Consider the following 17,793-nt stretch of genomic DNA (forward strand, 5'->3'; position numbering starts at 1 on the left):
AACGATTTGGCACACAAGCTGCAGCGTTTGTGGCAGATTGTTTATCAGGAGTCACCCATGCCCCCCTTTGAGCAGACCGTTCACGCCTATCTCAGCCACCTTTACGGGCCCCGTGCAGGCGAAGTGCAGCGCCGTTTAAACCAGCGCCTGGCACATTTCCAGTCGCTTGCCCCATTTTCACCCAACGCCGTGGAAGCCAACGCTAATAACGCACCTTCCTGGAGCGAAAAGGACCAGTGGGTGATCAGCTATGGGGACTCGATTATTGAAGAGGGCGAGCCACCGCTGGCAGTGCTTAGCGATTTTCTTCAAGCCCGGCTGGGCGATCGCATCAGCGGCGTGCACGTTTTGCCTTTCTTTCCTTGGAGCAGCGACGACGGTTTTTCGGTGATCCACTATCGGGAAGTGAACACCGATCTCGGCGACTGGTCGCATATCCGCGAGCTGGCCAGCCATTATCACTTAATGGCCGACCTGGTGCTCAACCACGTTTCAAGGGAGTCTCTCTGGTTTGTCGATTACCTGAGCGGCAGCCTGCCGGGGCGCGACTACTTTATCGAGGTCGACCCGGATACCGATGTCTCCCAGGTGGTGCGACCACGCAGCAGCCCACTGCTAGTCCCTATTTCCACCCGGCGCGGCACTCGCTATCTGTGGGCGACATTCTCCGAAGACCAGCTTGATCTAAACTTTGAAAACCCGGATGTGCTGCTCGAGTTCGTGGGTATTTTGCTGTTCTACCTGGAGCAAGGCACGCGGATTGTGCGTCTGGATGCGGTGGCCTTTCTGTGGAAGAAATTGGGTACCGCCTGCATTCATCTGCCGGAAACCCACACCGTGGTGCGGCTGCTGCGGGCGATTGTGGATCACGTGGCGCCAGGCACTCTGCTGATTACCGAAACCAATGTGCCCCACCAGGAAAACATCAGTTATTTTGGCTTAGATCGTCTTGCGGAAGGAGAGCCCGACGAAGCCCATATGGTGTATCAATTTGCCCTTCCTCCCCTGCTGTTGCATACCCTCACCCGTGGTGAAGCGAGCACCCTGCAAACTTGGCTTGCCAGCCTTCCCGTCCTGCCTGACCACTGCACCTACCTCAACTTTACCGCCAGTCACGACGGAATCGGCGTGCGCCCACTGGAAGGCTTGCTGCCCGATCACGAGCGCGATGCACTGCTGGAGCTGATGCACAAATTCGGCGGCTTTGTCAGCATGCGCAGTAACCCGGATGGCAGCGATACGCCCTATGAGATCAATATCACCTGGTTTGAAGCCATGCGCGGCACCCGCCGTGGTCCCGACCCATGGCAGATTGCGCGCTTTCTATGCAGCCAGGCGATTATGTTGAGTTTGCAGGGCATACCCGCGCTGTATATTCACACCCTGACAGGCACCCTCAATGACGTGGAAGGCGTTGAGCGCAGCGGGCGCCTGCGCTCGATCAACCGTCGGCGCTGGCAGCGCAGCGAGCTTGACCTCCTACTCGATAGCCCGTCGACGCCCACTCACGATGTTTTCCACGCCTTAAACCGGCTATTAGACCAGCGCCGCAAGGAGCCCTGCTTTCACCCCAATGCCGCTCAACGGGTTGTGGTCTCAGCACCGGAACTGTTGGCAGTAGAGCGCGGCCCGCTCCACGATGGTCGCCGGCTGCTAGCGCTGTATAACGTCACCGACCTACCGCTTCCTTTAGAGAATATGGGTGAGGCAGTTACCCAGGCACTTGAAAAACACGCCTGGCAAGCGCTGGATCCTGCTAACCCCTGGAGCGCCGAAGGTTCGCTGCCGCCTTACGCCGTACGCTGGTTAGTGGCTGATCGTTAATACCGTCGAGAAGCCTAAAGCTTCAAAAACCGCCAATTGCGACATATCGCCCCAGGTATAAAACACCTAATCCCTAAATAATGTCGTGCTGCGACAATGCCCGCACAGCTTTATTCTAGGGGTTATTTTTTCTTATGTTGCAACAGAGTGTTGCCCTGGGCCCAATGGGCTTTAGTATCCACCAGCTCTTGATTGGCTTGGCTTTTTTATTGGCGCTGCTTGCCGGTGCGCTGCTGGGGCGCCGTCATGGGGTGTCTGTTAGCGATACGCTATTCACTCTGCTGTTTGTCGCTTTTATAGGCGCCCGCCTGGTCTTCGTGGTGCGTTACTGGGGCGAGTATGACGGCCTGCTTTCCCGCCTGGATATTCGCGATGGCGGTTTTGATATTGTTGGCGGTATCGTTATCGGCCTTGCGTATGCCAGTTGGGTTTTATGGCGCTCACCACACCAGCGGTTTCCGCTGACTGGCGCACTATTGGCTGGCGGCCTTGTGTGGGGGCTGGCTGCGGGTAGCGCTACCCTAATAGAGCACCAATCTCGCCCGTTACCGGATATCGCGCTGACTACCCACGCAGGTGAGTCCATCGATCTACCGCAAATGTCGCGACAAAACCAACAACCTATGGTGGTAAACCTATGGGCCAGTTGGTGCCCGCCGTGCATCCGCGAAATGCCGGTTTTTGAACAGGCCCAAACTAATGAAACAGACATCACCTTCGTATTCGTGAATCAAGGGGAGTCAGCTGCCCATATTGAGGCGTTTATGAGTGAACACGACTTCTCGCTGGACAACATATGGCTTGACCCCCGCAATGCGGTTGGCCAAGCCACCGGGGCTCACGCCATGCCAACCACGCTTTTTTATGATGCGGATGGAAACCTAGTCAATACGCACTTTGGCGAGCTTTCCAGCGCTACTTTGCGGCGTGGGTTAGAACGTTTGCGCTGACCTGCTCTCTTATCAAGCGCCTTCTGCTACTTTTTTCACCCCATTTTTTTAACGCCATATCATTAAAACAGGACGTTGTAATGCAATTAACCCGAAACACCATTAGCGGCTTTTTGTTACTGGCAGGATTGGTAGGCACCTCTGCGAGCGCTGCCGACGAGCTCCCCGCCCCTATCCAGGCGCTTGCCAACCAAGGCTTGGAGATTCATGGCCAATTCGATGCCCCCGGCGGGTTGCGCGGCTATGGCGCCAGCGTGCAGGGCCAGGACATGGCGATTTATCTGACGCCAGATGGCGAGCACGCCGTAGTGGGTACGTTAATGGATAGCGAGGGCAATGACCTTACCGAAGCGCAGTTGGATGAGCATGTACGTGCACCGCTAGAGGCACAAACCTGGCAACTATTAAGCGAAAGCCACTGGGTTCAAGATGGCGACGTTGATGCTCCCCGGGTGATTTACACCTTTACAGATGCCAACTGCCCCTACTGCCGTCAAATGTGGCAAGACGTTCGCCCCTGGGTGGAAGCAGGTGAAGTGCAGCTACGTCATATTATGGTAGGTATCTTAGCGCCCGACAGCCCTGGAAAAGCAGCCGCCATACTCGGAGCCGATGACCCGGCAGCGACGCTGCATGCCCATGAAAGTGGCCAGCAAGAAATCGAAGCCAGCGCCCAACCAAGGGAAATTGAAGAGCAGGTGTATGCCAATAACCAGCTGTTCGAGGAGTTAGGGCTGTATGCCACGCCCACCTCGGTTTTTCAGCGTGAAACAGAGAATGGCAGCGTACGCCTTGACCGCATTCAGGGCATGCCCAGTGATGAGCGGCTGATCGACATGATGGGCAGCGAAGCGCCATAGAGGGTTGCAGGAGGCCGCTAAAGCGGCCTCCTCAATGCTACATTCGTCTCCCTAGCTTACTCCTCGGAAAGGTTTTCAAACCGCGGCATGCCGACGTTCCAGGGTTTAATGTCGCCCTTCTCCCCGAAGTTGTCGTGGTCACCGAGTACGTGGCCGTCGTGTTCGCGGGTTTGCCCGTACAGTGAGCGGTTATGGAAGGTCGGGCCGAAGCGCTCGGCTGTCTCGGCGACATCGCCCGTGKAGCGGGGGTCTTGGGGGCGCTCTTGGCTGCTTATGAAGTAAGCAATATCCCAGGTGTCTTGAGCGCTGAGCGACCGCGGCTGACCAAGCGGCATGTTTTGGTAAATAAAGCCCGCCATGGTTTCTACTCGTGCGATTCCCGCCCCCCAATTATTAGAGCCGTCGCCCCAGGGGGCTGGAAATACGTATTCGCCGTTTTCATAGTGACCCGAGCCATCTTCCTGATGACATACCGAACAGTTTTCCTGGTAAGCCGCTTCGCCTCTAGCGTAGTCGGGCTCTTCAGTTGGCTCATCCGGCGCGGGGAAGCCACGCCCATAGATCGGTTTGTCTGGATACATCGGCGCACCGGTGGCCAGCCACTGATGGTAGGCGCTTAGCGCCAGCATTTCATCGCTGCCATACTCCGGTGGCACGCCGTTCATGGAGTAAGCAAAGCAGCCTGCGATACGCTCTTCCAGGTTATTTACATGCTGGTTTTTACCCCGGAAGTCCGGCAGCGTGATGGCCGCCGCCCACACCGGCGCGCTGAACGGCACCCGCCCTTCACCCAAATGACAGCTTGAGCAGTTCATGTCATTGAACACGTTCTCTCCACGCAACTGCTGCGTATTGGTGAATAGATCGTGCCCGTAGCGGATGACTTTTTTCAGCTCCGGATGAAGTTCGGAATTCTCAAGGTCTTCCATGGTGGGGGGCTCGTGGACAAGCATATTCAGCGCGGCATCTGGGCGCTCTTCTGGCTGGGCAAAAACCGTGGCTGCATAAAGGGCACCGAACGCAAGCGAGCAGCCGGTCAGTGCTATAACGAGGGGGCGACGACAGGTAATCATTGTGCTGTCTCCTGCTCTTCTGAACCGGGTTGCGTGGCATACCAGGCAGACACCGCCTGAATGTCGTTATCGCTCATGCGTTTGGCAATGGCCCCCATGAGATTCTGCGGGTCGTTGCTGCGTGTCTCGTTTTTCCACGCCGTCAACTGAGCGCTGATATAGCCAGCATGCTGGCTGGCGACACCTGGGAAGGTACTGCCAACGCCCGTACCACCAGGCCCGTGGCAGCTTTGGCAGGAAACAATATAGGCGTTCCAATCGCCACGTTCGGCAAGCTGTTGACCACGCGCCAGCAGAGCTTCGTCGGCCTCATCGCCGCCTTGCCCCGGCGTTAGCGGCATTTGGCTATAGTATTCGGCTACATCGGCTATTTGCTGGTCATCGAGCATATTGGCAAATGTCACCATGGTCGCATTTTGACGCTGCCCGGCTTTAAAGTCGTGTAACTGCTTGGCGATATAGTCGGCATTCAGCCCAGCTAAGCGCGGCCATGACTCACCATTGGGCACATTCATACCGCTGCCATCGGCCTGGTGACAGGCTGTGCAGGTAGCCGCTGCTGCCTGGCCTCGCTCTGCGTCACCCTGCTGCGCCAGTGCACCTCCAGCGGCTAAGCCAATCCCCATCAGCAGGCCAAACCTGCTTAAGCATTTTTTATTCATCTCGGTTCCTCCCTTGCATTATCGTTGTTAGCTACCCGCCACTGGCACCACCAGGCAGGCGGTAAAACCACCTTCTGCTGGGCTGGAAAACGTCACTTCGCCACCGAAGCGTTCGGCGATAGCGGCCACAATGGCTAGCCCCAGCCCACTGCCCTGCTGTTTACTGGCGCGCCAAAATCGTTGCGTTAATTGTTCAAGCGTCGCGCCATCAACACCTGGGCCTTGGTCGCTAACGCTAAAGGTAAGGTGACGCTCCCCTGGCCCCCACTGCGCATTAAAGGTAACTTCGGCATCGGCGGGCCCATGGCTAATAGCGTTATCGAGCAAATTACGCAGCGCGGTGATGGCCAGTTCGCGGGGCATCGCAAGGGCGACATCAGGCCAGTGGGGCGGGACTATAAATCGCGCTGATTTGTCGTGTTGGCTATCCGCCAGGGCGTGCTCGGCCACGTCCGCAACGCGGCTAGCCTCGCCATCGTCAAAGCGCACACGCCCCTCTACGCGGGCCAACGTGAGCAGCTGGTCAAGGGTTGAGCTCAACCGCACCACACCTTCTTCAGCATAGTTGAGCGATGTTATTGCAGCCTGCCCTTCGACCCGACGGGCCACTTGCAGGTGGGKTTTGATTGCAGTAAGCGGTGTGCGCAGTTCGTGGGCGGCATCGTTGGTAAAGCGCTGCTCGCGGATAATGGTTTGCTGTACGCGCGCCAAGAGGGCATTGAGGGTCTCAATCAGCGGCCGTATCTCTTTGGGTAAGCCGTAGGTAGCGACCGGGGCCAGCGCATCAGGGTGGCGATTGGCCAGCGATTCGCGCAGCCGTGTTAGCGGTGCTAAGCCACGCCAAACCCCCAGCCAGAGCGCAAACATGCTGCCTACCAGCGCTACGATAAAGGGCACCACGGTCATGCGTATAACGCCGCTGAGCAGCATATCGCGCTCATCCATACGGTCAGCGGTGGTAATCACGATGCCAGCGCGCTCGTAGGTAAACACCCGCCAAGTCACGTCGCCTGCCTGACGATAAGTGTGGCCGCCCTCTCCCGGGGCGAGAATAGCGTCCATATCGGCATGGGTACGCGCCATGATCTCACCTTGGGGCGAGTGCACTTGGCAGGCCAGCCCCTCAATGGGTGGAATAGACAGCACCGGGTGCTCGGCGTCTTCCCATACGTCAAACGGCAGCTGCAGGACTAACCCGGCCACCATTCTTGCCGACTGCGCTAAGCGCTGATCCAGGGTGTCTACAAACTTCTCTTCCAGGTCGCGCATCAGCCACGCCGCTGCCACCCCCCAGAGCAGTGCCAGCGTTAATCCCAGAGTCAGCAGCAAGCGCGCACGTAAACTCATAACTGCCCCTTGTAGGGCGTACCAGCCGCATGTACCGATTCGGGTTTGCCCAACCGATAGCCAAGTCCTCGCACTGTCTCGATCACGCCGCTACCCAGCTTGCGGCGCAGGTGGTGGATATGCACATTCAGCGCATTGCTCTCCACATCGTCGTTCATACCGTAAAGGCTATCTTTGAGCTGGTCGGCGGAAAGGACGCTGCGTGGCGATTGCAGGAAGGTTTCAAGCAGCACCAGTTCCCGGCGAGACAGCATAATCAGCTGTTCATCGACGTAGACCTCCCTAGCCGTTGGATCTAAGCAGAGGGCGCCGTGGGCAATCAGACCGCTGCTGCGCCCTGCTACTCGGCGTAACAAGGCGTGCAAACGCGCTACCAGCTCATCTAAATCGAAGGGTTTTACCAAATAGTCGTCAGCGCCGCCCTGCAGTCCATCCACCCGGTCACGCACCGCATCCCTGGCGGTTAACACCAGCACGGGAACGTCGTTGCCCTGCTCACGCCATTCGGCCAGCAATTGAAGACCATCGCCATCGGGCAATCCGCGATCAAGAATGACCACATCACTGGCCACCGTTCGCATCGCCTGACGGGCGGCGTTCACCGTGGAGACGTGATCGACCACAAAATCGTAGGTCATTAATCCAGCGCGAATACCCGAAGCAACCAGCGGGTCATCTTCAATCAACAAGACGTGCATAGCGGTTTCCTATTTATTACCCATCAGCATGGCTGATGGGTATTAACCCAGCGTTAAGACAAATAAAAACGCCCTTGCTGTGAAGGCAAGAGCGTGGGCATGGCAATCGCCGAATAAGGACGAATGGCTAGGCGAGACGCTTAGCAGCAAACCACCCCAACACCATGGTCACCAGCATGGCCAATAGCGGTAAGGAAAGACCGCCGATGGAGGCTATCGCTGGCCCTGGGCAGTAGCCGGAAAGTCCCCAGCCAATGCCAAACAGGGCCGCGCCCCCTAACAACTTTGCGTCTAACTCTCGTTTGGTCGGTAACTGAAAGACGCCACCCAACAGTGGAGCAGTACGCTTGAATACCAGCCGATAGCCGATAAAGGTGGTGACGACGGCCCCACCCAATACGAACATCAGCGTTGGATCCCAGGCACCCGCTACGTCTAGAAACCCCACTACTCGCGCGGGGTCGGTCATACCTGAAACAGCCAAACCGATGCCGAAAAGTAGTCCCGCCGCATAGCCTGCCGCCGTTTTCATCCAACTGCTCTTGTTTGACTGACTCATTGAACTATTCATTGAACGCCACCTAAACCTAGCAAGTGGCGCGAGATATAAACGGTCACTAGCCCCGTCACTAAAAACATACCGGTGGCCGCCATCGAGCGTGGCGCCAAGCGCGCCAGCCCGCATACGCCATGGCCGCTGGTACAGCCACTGCCCAGCCCCGTGCCTACGCCCACTAACAGCCCAGCCACTAGCATTAACCCTACGCCTCCCACCGGTGCGCCAATCACCTCGCCAGGACTACCGGCAACGTTGCCCAAACCACCACCAAACGCCATAAGCAAAAGCGGGCCGCTAATCAGCCCTAACAGAAAAGCCACTCGCCAAGCGCTATCGCCCTTAGGGCGTTGGGTTATCAAGTTGCCCACGATGCCACTGATACCCGCGATACGCCCCAGCGTTGCCATCAGCCAGGTAGCGGAAAGCCCGATCAACACACCCCCAACCAGCCCTTGTAAGCCTGCTGTCCAATCCACTGGTCACTCCTCAACTCGCACTTAAACCGTTAGAAAAAATTAATCGGCACTTTGAGATAGACGGTGCCGTTCTCTTCCGCCGGAGGCAGCTCCCCCGCACGCATATTGACCTGCACAGAGGGAATAATGAGCTTCGGCATGCCTAAGGTGGCGTCGCGCTCTGTGCGCATCTTCACGAACTCGTCTTCGCTGACACCTTCATGAACATGGACATTCTCACTGCGCTGTTCCGCAACGCTGGTTTCATGCTCAAAGGTATCGCGGCCGGGGGCTTTATAGTCGTGGCATAAGAACAGCCGCGTCTGCTCGGGAAGCGCCAGCACTTTTTGAATAGAGTGATACAAGGTGCGCGCATCACCACCGGGAAAGTCACACCGCGCGGTACCATAATCCGGCATAAACAGCGTATCGCCTACAAAAGCGGCATCGCCCATTACGTAGGTTAAACAAGCAGGCGTATGCCCTGGGGTATGCAGCACACGGCCTTGTATTTGGCCAATCGTGAACGTATCGCCTTCTTCAAACAGCGCATCAAATTGGCTGCCATCCCGAGCGAACTCACTGCCCGCATTGAACGCCTTACCGAATATCTCCTGCACCTTCACTATGTTGGCGCCAATGCCGGTTTTACCGCCTAACTGCTCATGCAGGTATGGCGCAGCCGAGAGGTGGTCGGCATGCACATGGGTCTCCAAAATCCAGACAACATCGAGATCGTGTTCGCGAATAAAGGCGATGATGTTGTCAGCGGATCGCACGTCCGTATGCCCAGCGGCATAATCAAAGTCGAGTACCGAATCTATAATTGCGCAGGCACGGCTATCGGGATCTTGAACGACATAGCTAAAAGTGTTCGTGGGCTCATCAAAAAAGTGCGTAACGATTGGGCGTTGCATCGCTGCCTCCCATGGGTGGAAATGTCTTTCTCATACTGTAGGGACAGCATAGTTCATTTTTCGTTCTATATTTAGATCATTTTAGAATAAAAAGGTGCTACTATCCGCAATATAGCGTTGATGCAAAAAGCACCTCCACCAAATATTTCGCTAAGGTCTGTCCTGTTTAGGCCGATAGTGAACGAATAGGGAACGGGTTCCTTACCTCATTACAACAACTAGGAAGAACATGACTCACTTAACAACCACACAAAAACTCTGGGGAACGCTGGGTATTATCTGGGTTGCCATGCTGCTCCTGGTTGGCTGGCTGGCCTGGGAGAACCGCCAGACAATCGAGAATGAACGCCGCGACAGCATTCAGTACGTGGTAGAAAGCGTGCAAAGCCAAATTGAAGCCCTGCAAGAGCGGGTCGCCGCCGGTGAGCTAAGCCTGGAAGAAGCGCAACAGCGGGCCATCGATAATATGTCCACCGTTAGCTTTGGGGCTGGCGAGTATATTTTCTCTTTCAACGATGACTTGCTCGTCATTTCTCACCCCAGCCGCGAAGCCGGCACAGATATGACCGACTATCTAGACGCCAGCGGCATGGCGCTCTATCCGGAATTACTACGAGTTGCCCAAGCAGGCGGTGGTCACGTTAACTACTACTCCACCCGCGCGGGTGGCGATGAGCAGCTGCCGAAAACCAGTTACGTCGCGCACCTTCCCGAGTGGGGTTGGTCACTGGCGACAGGCGTTTATGTCGATGATATTAACGCTGCCTTTATTGACGGTTTGATTCGCTCGATCGTGATACTGCTGATCATTGGCCTACCGGTAACGCTGCTAATGGGCTGGGTTATTCGTGATGTCGCACGCAGACTGGGGGGCGACCCACGCTATGCAGCCAGCGTTGTACGCCATATTGCTGACGGAGATTTGACCCAAACCACGCAGCTTTCGGCGAAGGATCAGCAGAGCTTACTTTTTAATATCAATCGTATGCGTGAAACCCTGGCCGCAACCATTGGCGACATTCACCAAGGGGCAGATCAGGTGAATAGTGGTGTAGAGCAAATTGTGGGCGTTAACGAAGAGCTTTCCACACGTACCGAACAGCAGGCGGCTTCGTTGGCTGAAACGGCCTCTAGCATGGAACAGCTTACCGCCACGGTTAAGCAAAATGCCGAACACACGGATCATGCGCGTACGCTTGCCACCCGAGCGGCCGACAGCGCACAGCGCGGCAGTGACTCTATGTCGACGGTGATCACCACTATGGCGACGATTAACGAAAGCGCCACCCAAATGAGCAGCATCGTTAACACCATTGACGGCATCGCCTTCCAAACCAATATCTTGGCACTGAACGCCTCGGTGGAAGCGGCACGCGCAGGCGAGCAAGGGCGCGGCTTTGCCGTCGTTGCCAATGAAGTTCGCCAACTAGCCAGCCGTTCGGCCTCCGCTGCGCAAGAGATCAAAACCTTGATCGAAGCGTCGGATAGCAAAGTGGTGGAAGGCAGCCGCCAAGTGCGTGACACCGGCGATGTGATCAATGGCATGGTTGATGACATCAAACAGCTCAGCACAATCGTTCAGGAAATTTCTGCCGCCACCACGGAGCAGAGCAGCGGCATTGAGCAGGTCAACCTAGCAGTAACGCAAATGGATCAAATGACCCAGCAAAATGCCAGCCTGGTGCAAGAGAGTAACCACGCCACCCAAGCGCTTGCACAGCTCAGTGCCCAGCTGCGCCAACTGGTCGCCCACTTCCGCATTAACCAGAACGCGGACCATGTTCAGGCTAACTTGCCCGCCTCCTCTCCGGCACCTCGGGCAACCCATCAGCATAGTGATTTTTAGTGCCTGTTATCACTAGCGAAACGCTATAGAGCTATGCTGCCGCGGCAAGCGAAATTGCCGCGGCAGCATTTGCTTTAAATTTCGCTAAGGTATTAGCGCCCTAAGCCGATAGAAAACTACGTTGCTTACTTACATCGGCTAGGATAAACATGACACGCTTAACGACGACACAGAAACTCTGGGGAACACTGGGCATTATCTGGGTTGCCATGCTGCTGCTAGTAGGCTGGTTGGCTCTGGAGAATCGCCAGACGATTGAGAACGAACGCCGCGACAGCATCCAATACGTAGTGGAAAGCGTGCATGGCCAGCTTGAAGCCCTGCAAGAACGGGTAGCCGCCGGTGAGCTTAGCCTTGAAGAAGCTCAGCAGCGCGCCATCGATAATATGTCCAGCGTCAGCTTTGGCGGCGGTGAGTATATTTTCTCCTTTGATGACGACCTGAGAATTGTTTCCCACCCCAACCGTCCCCGCGGTGAAGATATGAGCGCCTACCAGGATGCCAGCGGGATGGATCTCTACGCCGCTTTTCGAGAGGCAGCTCAGGCCGGTGGCGGGCACGTTGACTACTATTCCCGCCGTATCACTGGCGATGAGCAGGTACCGAAAATCAGTTATGTTGCCTACCTTCCGGAGTGGCAGTGGTCACTCGCGGCGGGCGTTTATGTCGACGATATTAATGAAGCCTTTATTGCCGGTTTGATTCGTTCGGTCATCATACTGCTGATCATTGGCCTTCCGGTAACGCTGCTGATGGGCTGGGTTATTCGTGATGTCGCGCGCAGGTTGGGGGGCGACCCACGTTATGCAGCCAGCGTAGTACGCCATATTGCTGACGGTGACTTGACCCAAACCACCCAGCTTTCGCCGAAGGATCAGCAGAGCTTACTGTTCGATATCAACCGCATGCGCGAAACCCTGGCCAATACCATTGGCGATATTCACCACGGCGCCAATCAGGTCAACAGCGGCGTAGAGCAGATCGTCGGGGTAAACGAAGAACTATCCACGCGTACCGAAGAGCAGGCTGCTTCATTGGCCGAAACAGCCTCCAGCATGGAGCAGCTCACCGCCACGGTTAAGCAAAATGCCGAACACGCCGATCATGCGCGTACGCTTGCTACCCGCACTGCGGACAGCGCCCAGCGCGGCAGTGACTCTATGTCCACGGTGATTACCACCATGGCGACGATTAACGAAAGCGCCACCCAGATGAGCAGTATCGTTAACACCATTGATGGCATTGCCTTTCAAACCAATATTTTAGCGCTTAACGCCTCGGTGGAAGCTGCACGCGCCGGTGAACAAGGGCGCGGCTTTGCTGTTGTCGCCAATGAGGTTCGCCAACTCGCCAGCCGTTCGGCGGCTGCCGCCCAAGAGATCAAAACCTTGATCGAAGCGTCGGATAGCAAAGTGATGGAAGGCAGCCGTCAAGTGCGTGATACCGGCGATGTGATCAATAGCATGGTCGATGACATCAAGCAGCTCAGCACACTGGTTCAGGAGATTTCTGCGGCCACCATTGAGCAGAGCAGCGGTATTGAGCAGGTCAACCAGGCGGTAACCCAAATGGATCAAATGACCCAGCAAAATTCCAGCCTGGTACAAGAGAGCAACCACGCCACCCAGGCGCTTGCACAGCTCAGCGATCAGCTGCGCCAACTGGTCGCACACTTCCGCATTAACCAGAAGAGCGCGGGGCATGCACAGGCAAGCTTACCCGCCGCCTCTTCTGCCAAGCGGGCGGCTCATCAACACAGTGATTTTTAGCACTAGCGAAAGCTAAGTATTGAAAATCATGGGCTAAAAAACCGAACGCTAAAAGACTGCTCTAAGTACAAGGCCAGCTACCTTAAGGTAGCTGGCCTTTTTAATGGATGAACGGTTTTTAAGAAATGATGACTTAAACACCTGGGCCGTTAAACCTTACCCTGGTTATCCAGTTCTACCGCCTCGTGCATCCGCGTGAGCAGATCCGGCACTGCGGCCTGCACCCGGTTCCAACTAGGAATAAAGGGGCGCTCTCGCGGGTTATCCATAAACAGATTGCCGGCTTCGAGTAGGTTGCTGGCAAACAGCTCTACTGCCTGCTCTTCACTGTGGCGGTCAAGGCTCAGCCCGTTCATGGTGGCATCGTGATCGTAGGCTTCAATCAAATCCAGCGCAAAGCGGTAATAGGTGGCTTTAAGGGTGCGGAAATCTTCGCTGCTAAAGGTAATGCCCTGGGTGGCTAGTTTACGGTAGAGCGCTTTTGAGATATCCAGGCTCATGCGGTTTAAGCCGCCGTTGGGGTCCTCTTCGCTAACCGGTTGATGCTTGTGGTCGTAGGCATCGGCAATATCGACCTGGCAAAGCTGGCGCAGAGAGTAATTACGCTGCAACTCCGACAATACGCCAATCTCCAACCCCCAGTCCGCTGGCATACGGATTCCTTCAAGCACTTCGCTACGCATCGCAAACTCTCCCGACAACGGATAACGAAAGCTATCCAGGTAATCGAGATAAGGCATTGGCCCACAGACGGTTTTCAGCGCCCGCAGTAACGGCGTGACTAACAGTCGAGAGACGCGACCGTTCAGTTTGCCCTCGGCAATGCGCGGGTAATAGCCTTTGCAGAAACTGTAGTTAAAATTGGGGTGGGCAACCGGATACATTAAGCGTGCCAGTAGCCCCCGCTCGTAGGTCAGAATATCGCAGTCGTGCAACCCCACTACCTTCGAACGCCCAGACGACAACATATAACCGGCGCAGTACCATACGTTGCGCCCCTTGCCGGGCTCCAGCGAGCCTAGCCCGTGCTCTTCCAACTCTGCGTCCAGGGCGCGCAGCCGTGGGCCATCGTTCCATAAAATGCGCGTATGCAGGGGAAGGCGAGAGAAGAAATCGCGAGCGTACAAAAACTGCTCCCGATCGGCGCGGTCCAGGCCGATGACAATTTCATTGAGATACGGGACTTTAACCAACTCATCGACAATCGCCGACAGTGCAGGCCCTTCCAGCTCCGAAAACAGCGACGGCAGAATCAGCCCCATGGGGCGTCGTCGAGCAAACTGGCACAGCTCTTGTTCAAGCGCTTCTACCGAGCGCCGGGTAAGATTGTGAAAGTCGGTAATAATTCCGTTTTGATGAAAGTCACTCATGCACTTACCTCCCTGAATTCAAAGAACTGTACTCAAAGAACAAGATTCCAAGAACACAGCCGCATCTTTCTCCGCCGTCGCTAAACGGCGGTCGTCTCGCCCCCACCAGTAGTCCACCCCCTCGGCCCAGCCGGTCGGCCCTGTTGCCTCGGTGCGATAGAGCGAAGCGTTGCGGGGCTCTACAGCTAAATCGTGGCAACCTCGGATCACGACGGCTTGATCGACTGCTTCGAGCATAGTGATATCGTTCGGCCCGTCTCCTAACCCTAGTGAAAGAGGCGTTCGACCTCTTAACGCCGTAAAGCGCTTAACCAGCCACTCGACGGCATTACCCTTATCGGCGGAGAGCCCCATGACATGCCAAAAGCGCCCGCCTTGAGTCAGCTGTAGCCCATCCCCTTCTAAAGCGGCGCGAAATGCCTCCAAAGCTGCTTCGGAGTCCTGCCACAGCAGCGGCTCACTGCCTTCCCGCTGTCTTGCATCGCGGGCGCGAACTGCGTCAAGCCCAGTAAGCTCCATCACCTCAGGTACACTCAACTCCCCCATGCGAGTGAAACGAATATCCAGACGTTCGCGCCATACCTTCAATCGGGCACGAATAAAGCCAACATCCACACCAGGATGCTTGATAACAACGCCATCGCGGCCACTTCCTGGACGGTCTAAGCGCGCATGGCACCAGCCTGGCGGCAAACCAATCACTGCTCCATTTTCAGCAATAAACGGCGTTGCTGTAAGGCCTAGGGCTTCGCGCAGGGGAATCAGTTCGGCGCGGGTTTTACTGGTCACCGGAATGACCGGCACCCCCATCTGCTTTAAACGGGCAAGCCAGGGGGCCGCAGGGCTGAAGTCATAACTGTGATGGTCGAGCAGCGACCCATCGAGATCGGTCACTACTAGCCGAGGCTGCAGAGCGGGATCAATCGAAGAGATTGACGCTGCCGAAGGCGTTGATGCGGAGAGACGAGCGGATTCAGGCATGGCACTACCTCTTTTCGGCCTTAACGCATTATTTAGGCATTATGTCTAGAACACCTGATGTGAGCGATGACCAGCTATTAATTGGCTATCAAGAACATAGCAATTTATAAGCCAAAACAGAGAAGTTCCGACTCAGCAGAGGGTTACAGAACGTCTTACGGAATAAATAAATCGGAATATCTGTTAGCACCAAAAAGAGGCAAACAAAGCGCACCAAAAAAGTGCATGAAACAGATCGGTGCGCTTTAGTGCTGTTTCCTATCAAAAAAGGCGCATTAGAACTAACTAAGATGAAAATAAAGTTATAAAAAAGTGTCACAGTGCTTGGCAACGACGCATAAATAGCTATACTGAAATTGTACCCACTGGTGGTCTTGTACACCCCTCACCTGATACCAGTGGGCTGCAGTGAGCCAAGCCCTTTAATGCCCGCCCTTCCCCCGGCGGGCTTTTTTTATGGGCCACTGTCATAGAGGGGTGCGTCGGCTGGAGGTCGATTTAGCTCCAGACCACTGGGCTTCTAGTGTTATGACGCCCTCCCTTCGAATAGCGTCTACATTAACCGTTACTCGACGTGAATAACCACCTCAACCCGCCGGTTACGCGCACGCCCTTCCGCTGTGGCATTGCTTTCCAATGGTTTTGTGGCCGCCAGGCCTACGGCGCGTAGCCGCTCAGCATCTACTCCGGCGGCTTCAAGTGCTTCCACAATGGCAATGGCTCGAGCGCTAGACAATGCCCAGTTAGACGAGAACTCATCAGTGCTAATGGTCTGGCTATCCGAGTGCCCCTCAACCCATACTTCGCCTTCATAGCGCTGAATAGTTTCCAATAAACTGCCCACTAGTGACGATCCGTCAGTGGTTAGCTCAGCCGTTGCTGAAGGAAACAGCAGTTGGTCCTGCACGCGAAGACTAATCCCCTCGGCCACCCGGGAGACTTCAACCCCCTCAAGGTCGGGCAGGTAGGTAGACTCTTCTACGCGTTCTGAAAGCGCCTGGTTTAGCGCAAGTGCCCCCGAGACCGACTCATCACTCACTGCTTGCACATTCACCGGAGGGCGATCAGTCAACACCACCATGTAGTCAGCTAAGGGCGATGTAAAATCATCGCTGCCCGCGGGCATCAGCAGCTTTGGCAGAGTGATCGCAGGTTCGGCGAGGGGCGGTGGCGCTGCCAAAAGCGGCGGAACACCGAAGCTTGTTCTACGCCGCGGGAAATCCGTTAACTTGGGCAGCCCAGCCACGCCGAGTGCCGCACTAACGGCCACAGGGCTTAACCCTGCCCCGTGCCACCGAGCAACGCTGGCACGCTCATCGCTTACCTGGGCCAACGACTCGGGCAGGGGGACTTCCAAAGCGGGTACTGATGTGTAGGCGTATTCGCTCGCGCTATCTTTCTGAGTATCCTCCTGGTTCCACTGAGGAATTACCGGCCCAGCGGCAGCGATAATGACCACAAATAGCGCTACCAGCAGCGTCATAATATCGAGGTAACTAATCATCCATCCGCTACCGCTATCGCTTTCATGGTAAGCCGACATTAGCGAATCATGGCGCGGACCGCTGCGGTGATCTTCAAGCATTATTATCATCGCTCATTCAAGTTTTTAACCTCGTGGCCGATCTAGCTAAGTGAGTCAAATTAGGTGAGTCGAATTAGGCATGGCAAACTAAGATGCCATATTACGCATGGCTAACAGTCTATCAAAAGCCGTTTTGTAGCAAAAAAGGAACCCGCAGGTGCGCACCCGTCCCAGATTATCTCCATTGCCCTATTTTATACGCCCTGTCAGTTTGGGGCTGGCAAGCTTAATGCTCAGCGGCTGCTTTTATGCCAATACCTCCCAAGCGCCGATTGCCACCACTTATCCCTATAGCGAACAGCAGCGTATGCAGGCCGCCCATCACTGGGATGTACTGGCCCGCCACGAAGCTACCAGCATTTTGAAGCGTGAGCGTGTTCGCAATCGCGATTTACACATCAGCGAACCCGACAGTGAAGCACTGCATGCTTATAGCGGCGGCGAATTTGGCCGCGGCTTTCGCGCCCTACTGACCAGCGAACTGGTGTCCAGAGGTGCCAACCTCACCMCCGTTCCCACTGCGAACAGCGCCAACATCACGTTTAATGTCGAGGTCGTCGAACACCGCGATCGCGGCTTTATACGCCCCCCCGTCGGTGCTTTTACCGCCCTCACCGCGGGCATCGCTGTAGCCACCATTCCGTATAACCAGTGGGCCGAACCTGCACTGGGGTTAATCCCCGCGGGTATGCTCGCCGATACCACCAGCGGTAGCTGGACGAATACGGGCAACGAAGAGATCATCGTGACCACGCAGATTATCGACGGCGAGCGAATTCTCTACTCTTCGTCCAACATTTACTACATTAATGCCGGTGATCGTCGTCAATATGCGCCAAACCGCGTGCCCCAGGCACCTACCACCCCTTCCGTTCCGCTTACTGATACGTGGTAATT

General features: G+C 55.8%; 16 protein-coding genes. 6 read left to right on the forward strand and 10 right to left on the reverse strand.

Translation table 11 applies throughout. The annotated features are described in order from the left end of the window. The first annotated feature begins 57 nt into the window (after window positions 1-57). The 3 genes from HALO_RS16300 (at window position 58) to dsbG (ending at window position 3,634) form a co-directional block, all read left to right on the forward strand. Window positions 58-1,824 carry a sugar phosphorylase gene (locus HALO_RS16300; RefSeq protein WP_035577825.1) on the forward strand — a complete coding sequence of 589 codons (1,767 nt, stop codon included), beginning with the start codon at window positions 58-60 and terminating at the stop codon, window positions 1,822-1,824. Window positions 1,825-1,958: 134 nt separating this feature from the next. Beyond that, complete coding sequence (locus tag HALO_RS16305) at window positions 1,959-2,774, forward strand: TlpA disulfide reductase family protein (RefSeq protein WP_035577823.1); 816 nt, start codon at window positions 1,959-1,961, stop codon at window positions 2,772-2,774. A gap of 80 nt (window positions 2,775-2,854) precedes the next feature. Beyond that, on the forward strand, window positions 2,855-3,634 hold the full coding sequence (gene dsbG, locus HALO_RS16310; RefSeq protein ID WP_035577821.1) for a thiol:disulfide interchange protein DsbG: 780 nt from the start codon (window positions 2,855-2,857) through the stop codon (window positions 3,632-3,634). Between the two features lie 56 nt (window positions 3,635-3,690). Here dsbG and HALO_RS16315 read toward each other — a convergent pair whose 3' ends face one another. The 7 genes from HALO_RS16315 to HALO_RS16345 all read right to left on the reverse strand — a co-directional run bounded on the left by HALO_RS16315 (window position 3,691) and on the right by HALO_RS16345 (window position 9,345). Beyond that, complete coding sequence (locus HALO_RS16315; protein ID WP_050713698.1) at window positions 3,691-4,707, reverse strand: c-type cytochrome; 1,017 nt, start codon at window positions 4,705-4,707, stop codon at window positions 3,691-3,693. Continuing rightward, complete coding sequence (locus HALO_RS16320; RefSeq protein WP_035577818.1) at window positions 4,704-5,369, reverse strand: c-type cytochrome; 666 nt, start codon at window positions 5,367-5,369, stop codon at window positions 4,704-4,706. Before HALO_RS16320 ends, HALO_RS16315 begins: the two co-directional genes overlap by 4 nt. 27 nt (window positions 5,370-5,396) lie before the next feature. Next, a complete protein-coding gene (locus tag HALO_RS16325) occupies window positions 5,397-6,716 on the reverse strand; it encodes an ATP-binding protein (RefSeq protein WP_050713699.1) in 1,320 nt (439 codons plus the stop codon). After that, the gene (locus HALO_RS16330) at window positions 6,713-7,414 is read right to left on the reverse strand and encodes a response regulator (RefSeq protein ID WP_035577814.1); all 702 of its coding nucleotides are present in this window, start codon (window positions 7,412-7,414) and stop codon (window positions 6,713-6,715) included. Before HALO_RS16330 ends, HALO_RS16325 begins: the two co-directional genes overlap by 4 nt. Before the next feature lie 127 nt (window positions 7,415-7,541). After that, window positions 7,542-7,946, reverse strand: a complete 405-nt coding sequence (locus tag HALO_RS16335; protein ID WP_027959643.1) for a DUF6691 family protein — start codon at window positions 7,944-7,946, stop codon at window positions 7,542-7,544. A gap of 35 nt (window positions 7,947-7,981) precedes the next feature. After that, window positions 7,982-8,449 carry a YeeE/YedE family protein gene (locus tag HALO_RS16340; RefSeq protein WP_035577811.1) on the reverse strand — a complete coding sequence of 156 codons (468 nt, stop codon included), beginning with the start codon at window positions 8,447-8,449 and terminating at the stop codon, window positions 7,982-7,984. 29 nt (window positions 8,450-8,478) lie between these two features. Further along, window positions 8,479-9,345, reverse strand: a complete 867-nt coding sequence (locus HALO_RS16345; RefSeq protein WP_035577809.1) for an MBL fold metallo-hydrolase — start codon at window positions 9,343-9,345, stop codon at window positions 8,479-8,481. A gap of 229 nt (window positions 9,346-9,574) precedes the next feature. On the opposite strand from HALO_RS16345, the gene HALO_RS16350 reads away from it, so the two are divergent. Both HALO_RS16350 and HALO_RS16355 read left to right on the forward strand, forming a co-directional pair. Next, window positions 9,575-11,191, forward strand: coding sequence for a methyl-accepting chemotaxis protein (locus HALO_RS16350; RefSeq protein ID WP_035577808.1), 1,617 nt, complete (start codon window positions 9,575-9,577; stop codon window positions 11,189-11,191). A gap of 149 nt (window positions 11,192-11,340) precedes the next feature. Beyond that, window positions 11,341-12,960 (forward strand): methyl-accepting chemotaxis protein, encoded by a 1,620-nt coding sequence (locus HALO_RS16355; RefSeq protein ID WP_035577805.1) that lies wholly within the window; start codon window positions 11,341-11,343, stop codon window positions 12,958-12,960. 149 nt (window positions 12,961-13,109) lie between these two features. On the opposite strand, the gene HALO_RS16360 is transcribed toward HALO_RS16355, so the two are convergent. The 3 genes from HALO_RS16360 to HALO_RS16370 all read right to left on the reverse strand — a co-directional run bounded on the left by HALO_RS16360 (window position 13,110) and on the right by HALO_RS16370 (window position 16,896). Further along, window positions 13,110-14,330 carry a glycosyl transferase gene (locus HALO_RS16360; RefSeq protein WP_035577802.1) on the reverse strand — a complete coding sequence of 407 codons (1,221 nt, stop codon included), beginning with the start codon at window positions 14,328-14,330 and terminating at the stop codon, window positions 13,110-13,112. Window positions 14,331-14,348: 18 nt separating this feature from the next. Next, a complete protein-coding gene (locus HALO_RS16365; protein ID WP_035577799.1) occupies window positions 14,349-15,311 on the reverse strand; it encodes an HAD-IIB family hydrolase in 963 nt (320 codons plus the stop codon). A 565-nt stretch (window positions 15,312-15,876) separates the two neighbouring features. Next, window positions 15,877-16,896, reverse strand: coding sequence for an OmpA family protein (locus tag HALO_RS16370; protein WP_035577796.1), 1,020 nt, complete (start codon window positions 16,894-16,896; stop codon window positions 15,877-15,879). A 229-nt stretch (window positions 16,897-17,125) separates the two neighbouring features. On the opposite strand from HALO_RS16370, the gene HALO_RS16375 reads away from it, so the two are divergent. Beyond that, complete coding sequence (locus HALO_RS16375; protein WP_442906069.1) at window positions 17,126-17,791, forward strand: hypothetical protein; 666 nt, start codon at window positions 17,126-17,128, stop codon at window positions 17,789-17,791. Window positions 17,792-17,793: the final 2 nt, after the last annotated feature.

The sequence above is a fragment of the Halomonas sp. R57-5 genome, from assembly GCF_900070345.1.
GTDB classification, from domain to species: domain Bacteria; phylum Pseudomonadota; class Gammaproteobacteria; order Pseudomonadales; family Halomonadaceae; genus Vreelandella; species Vreelandella ventosae_B.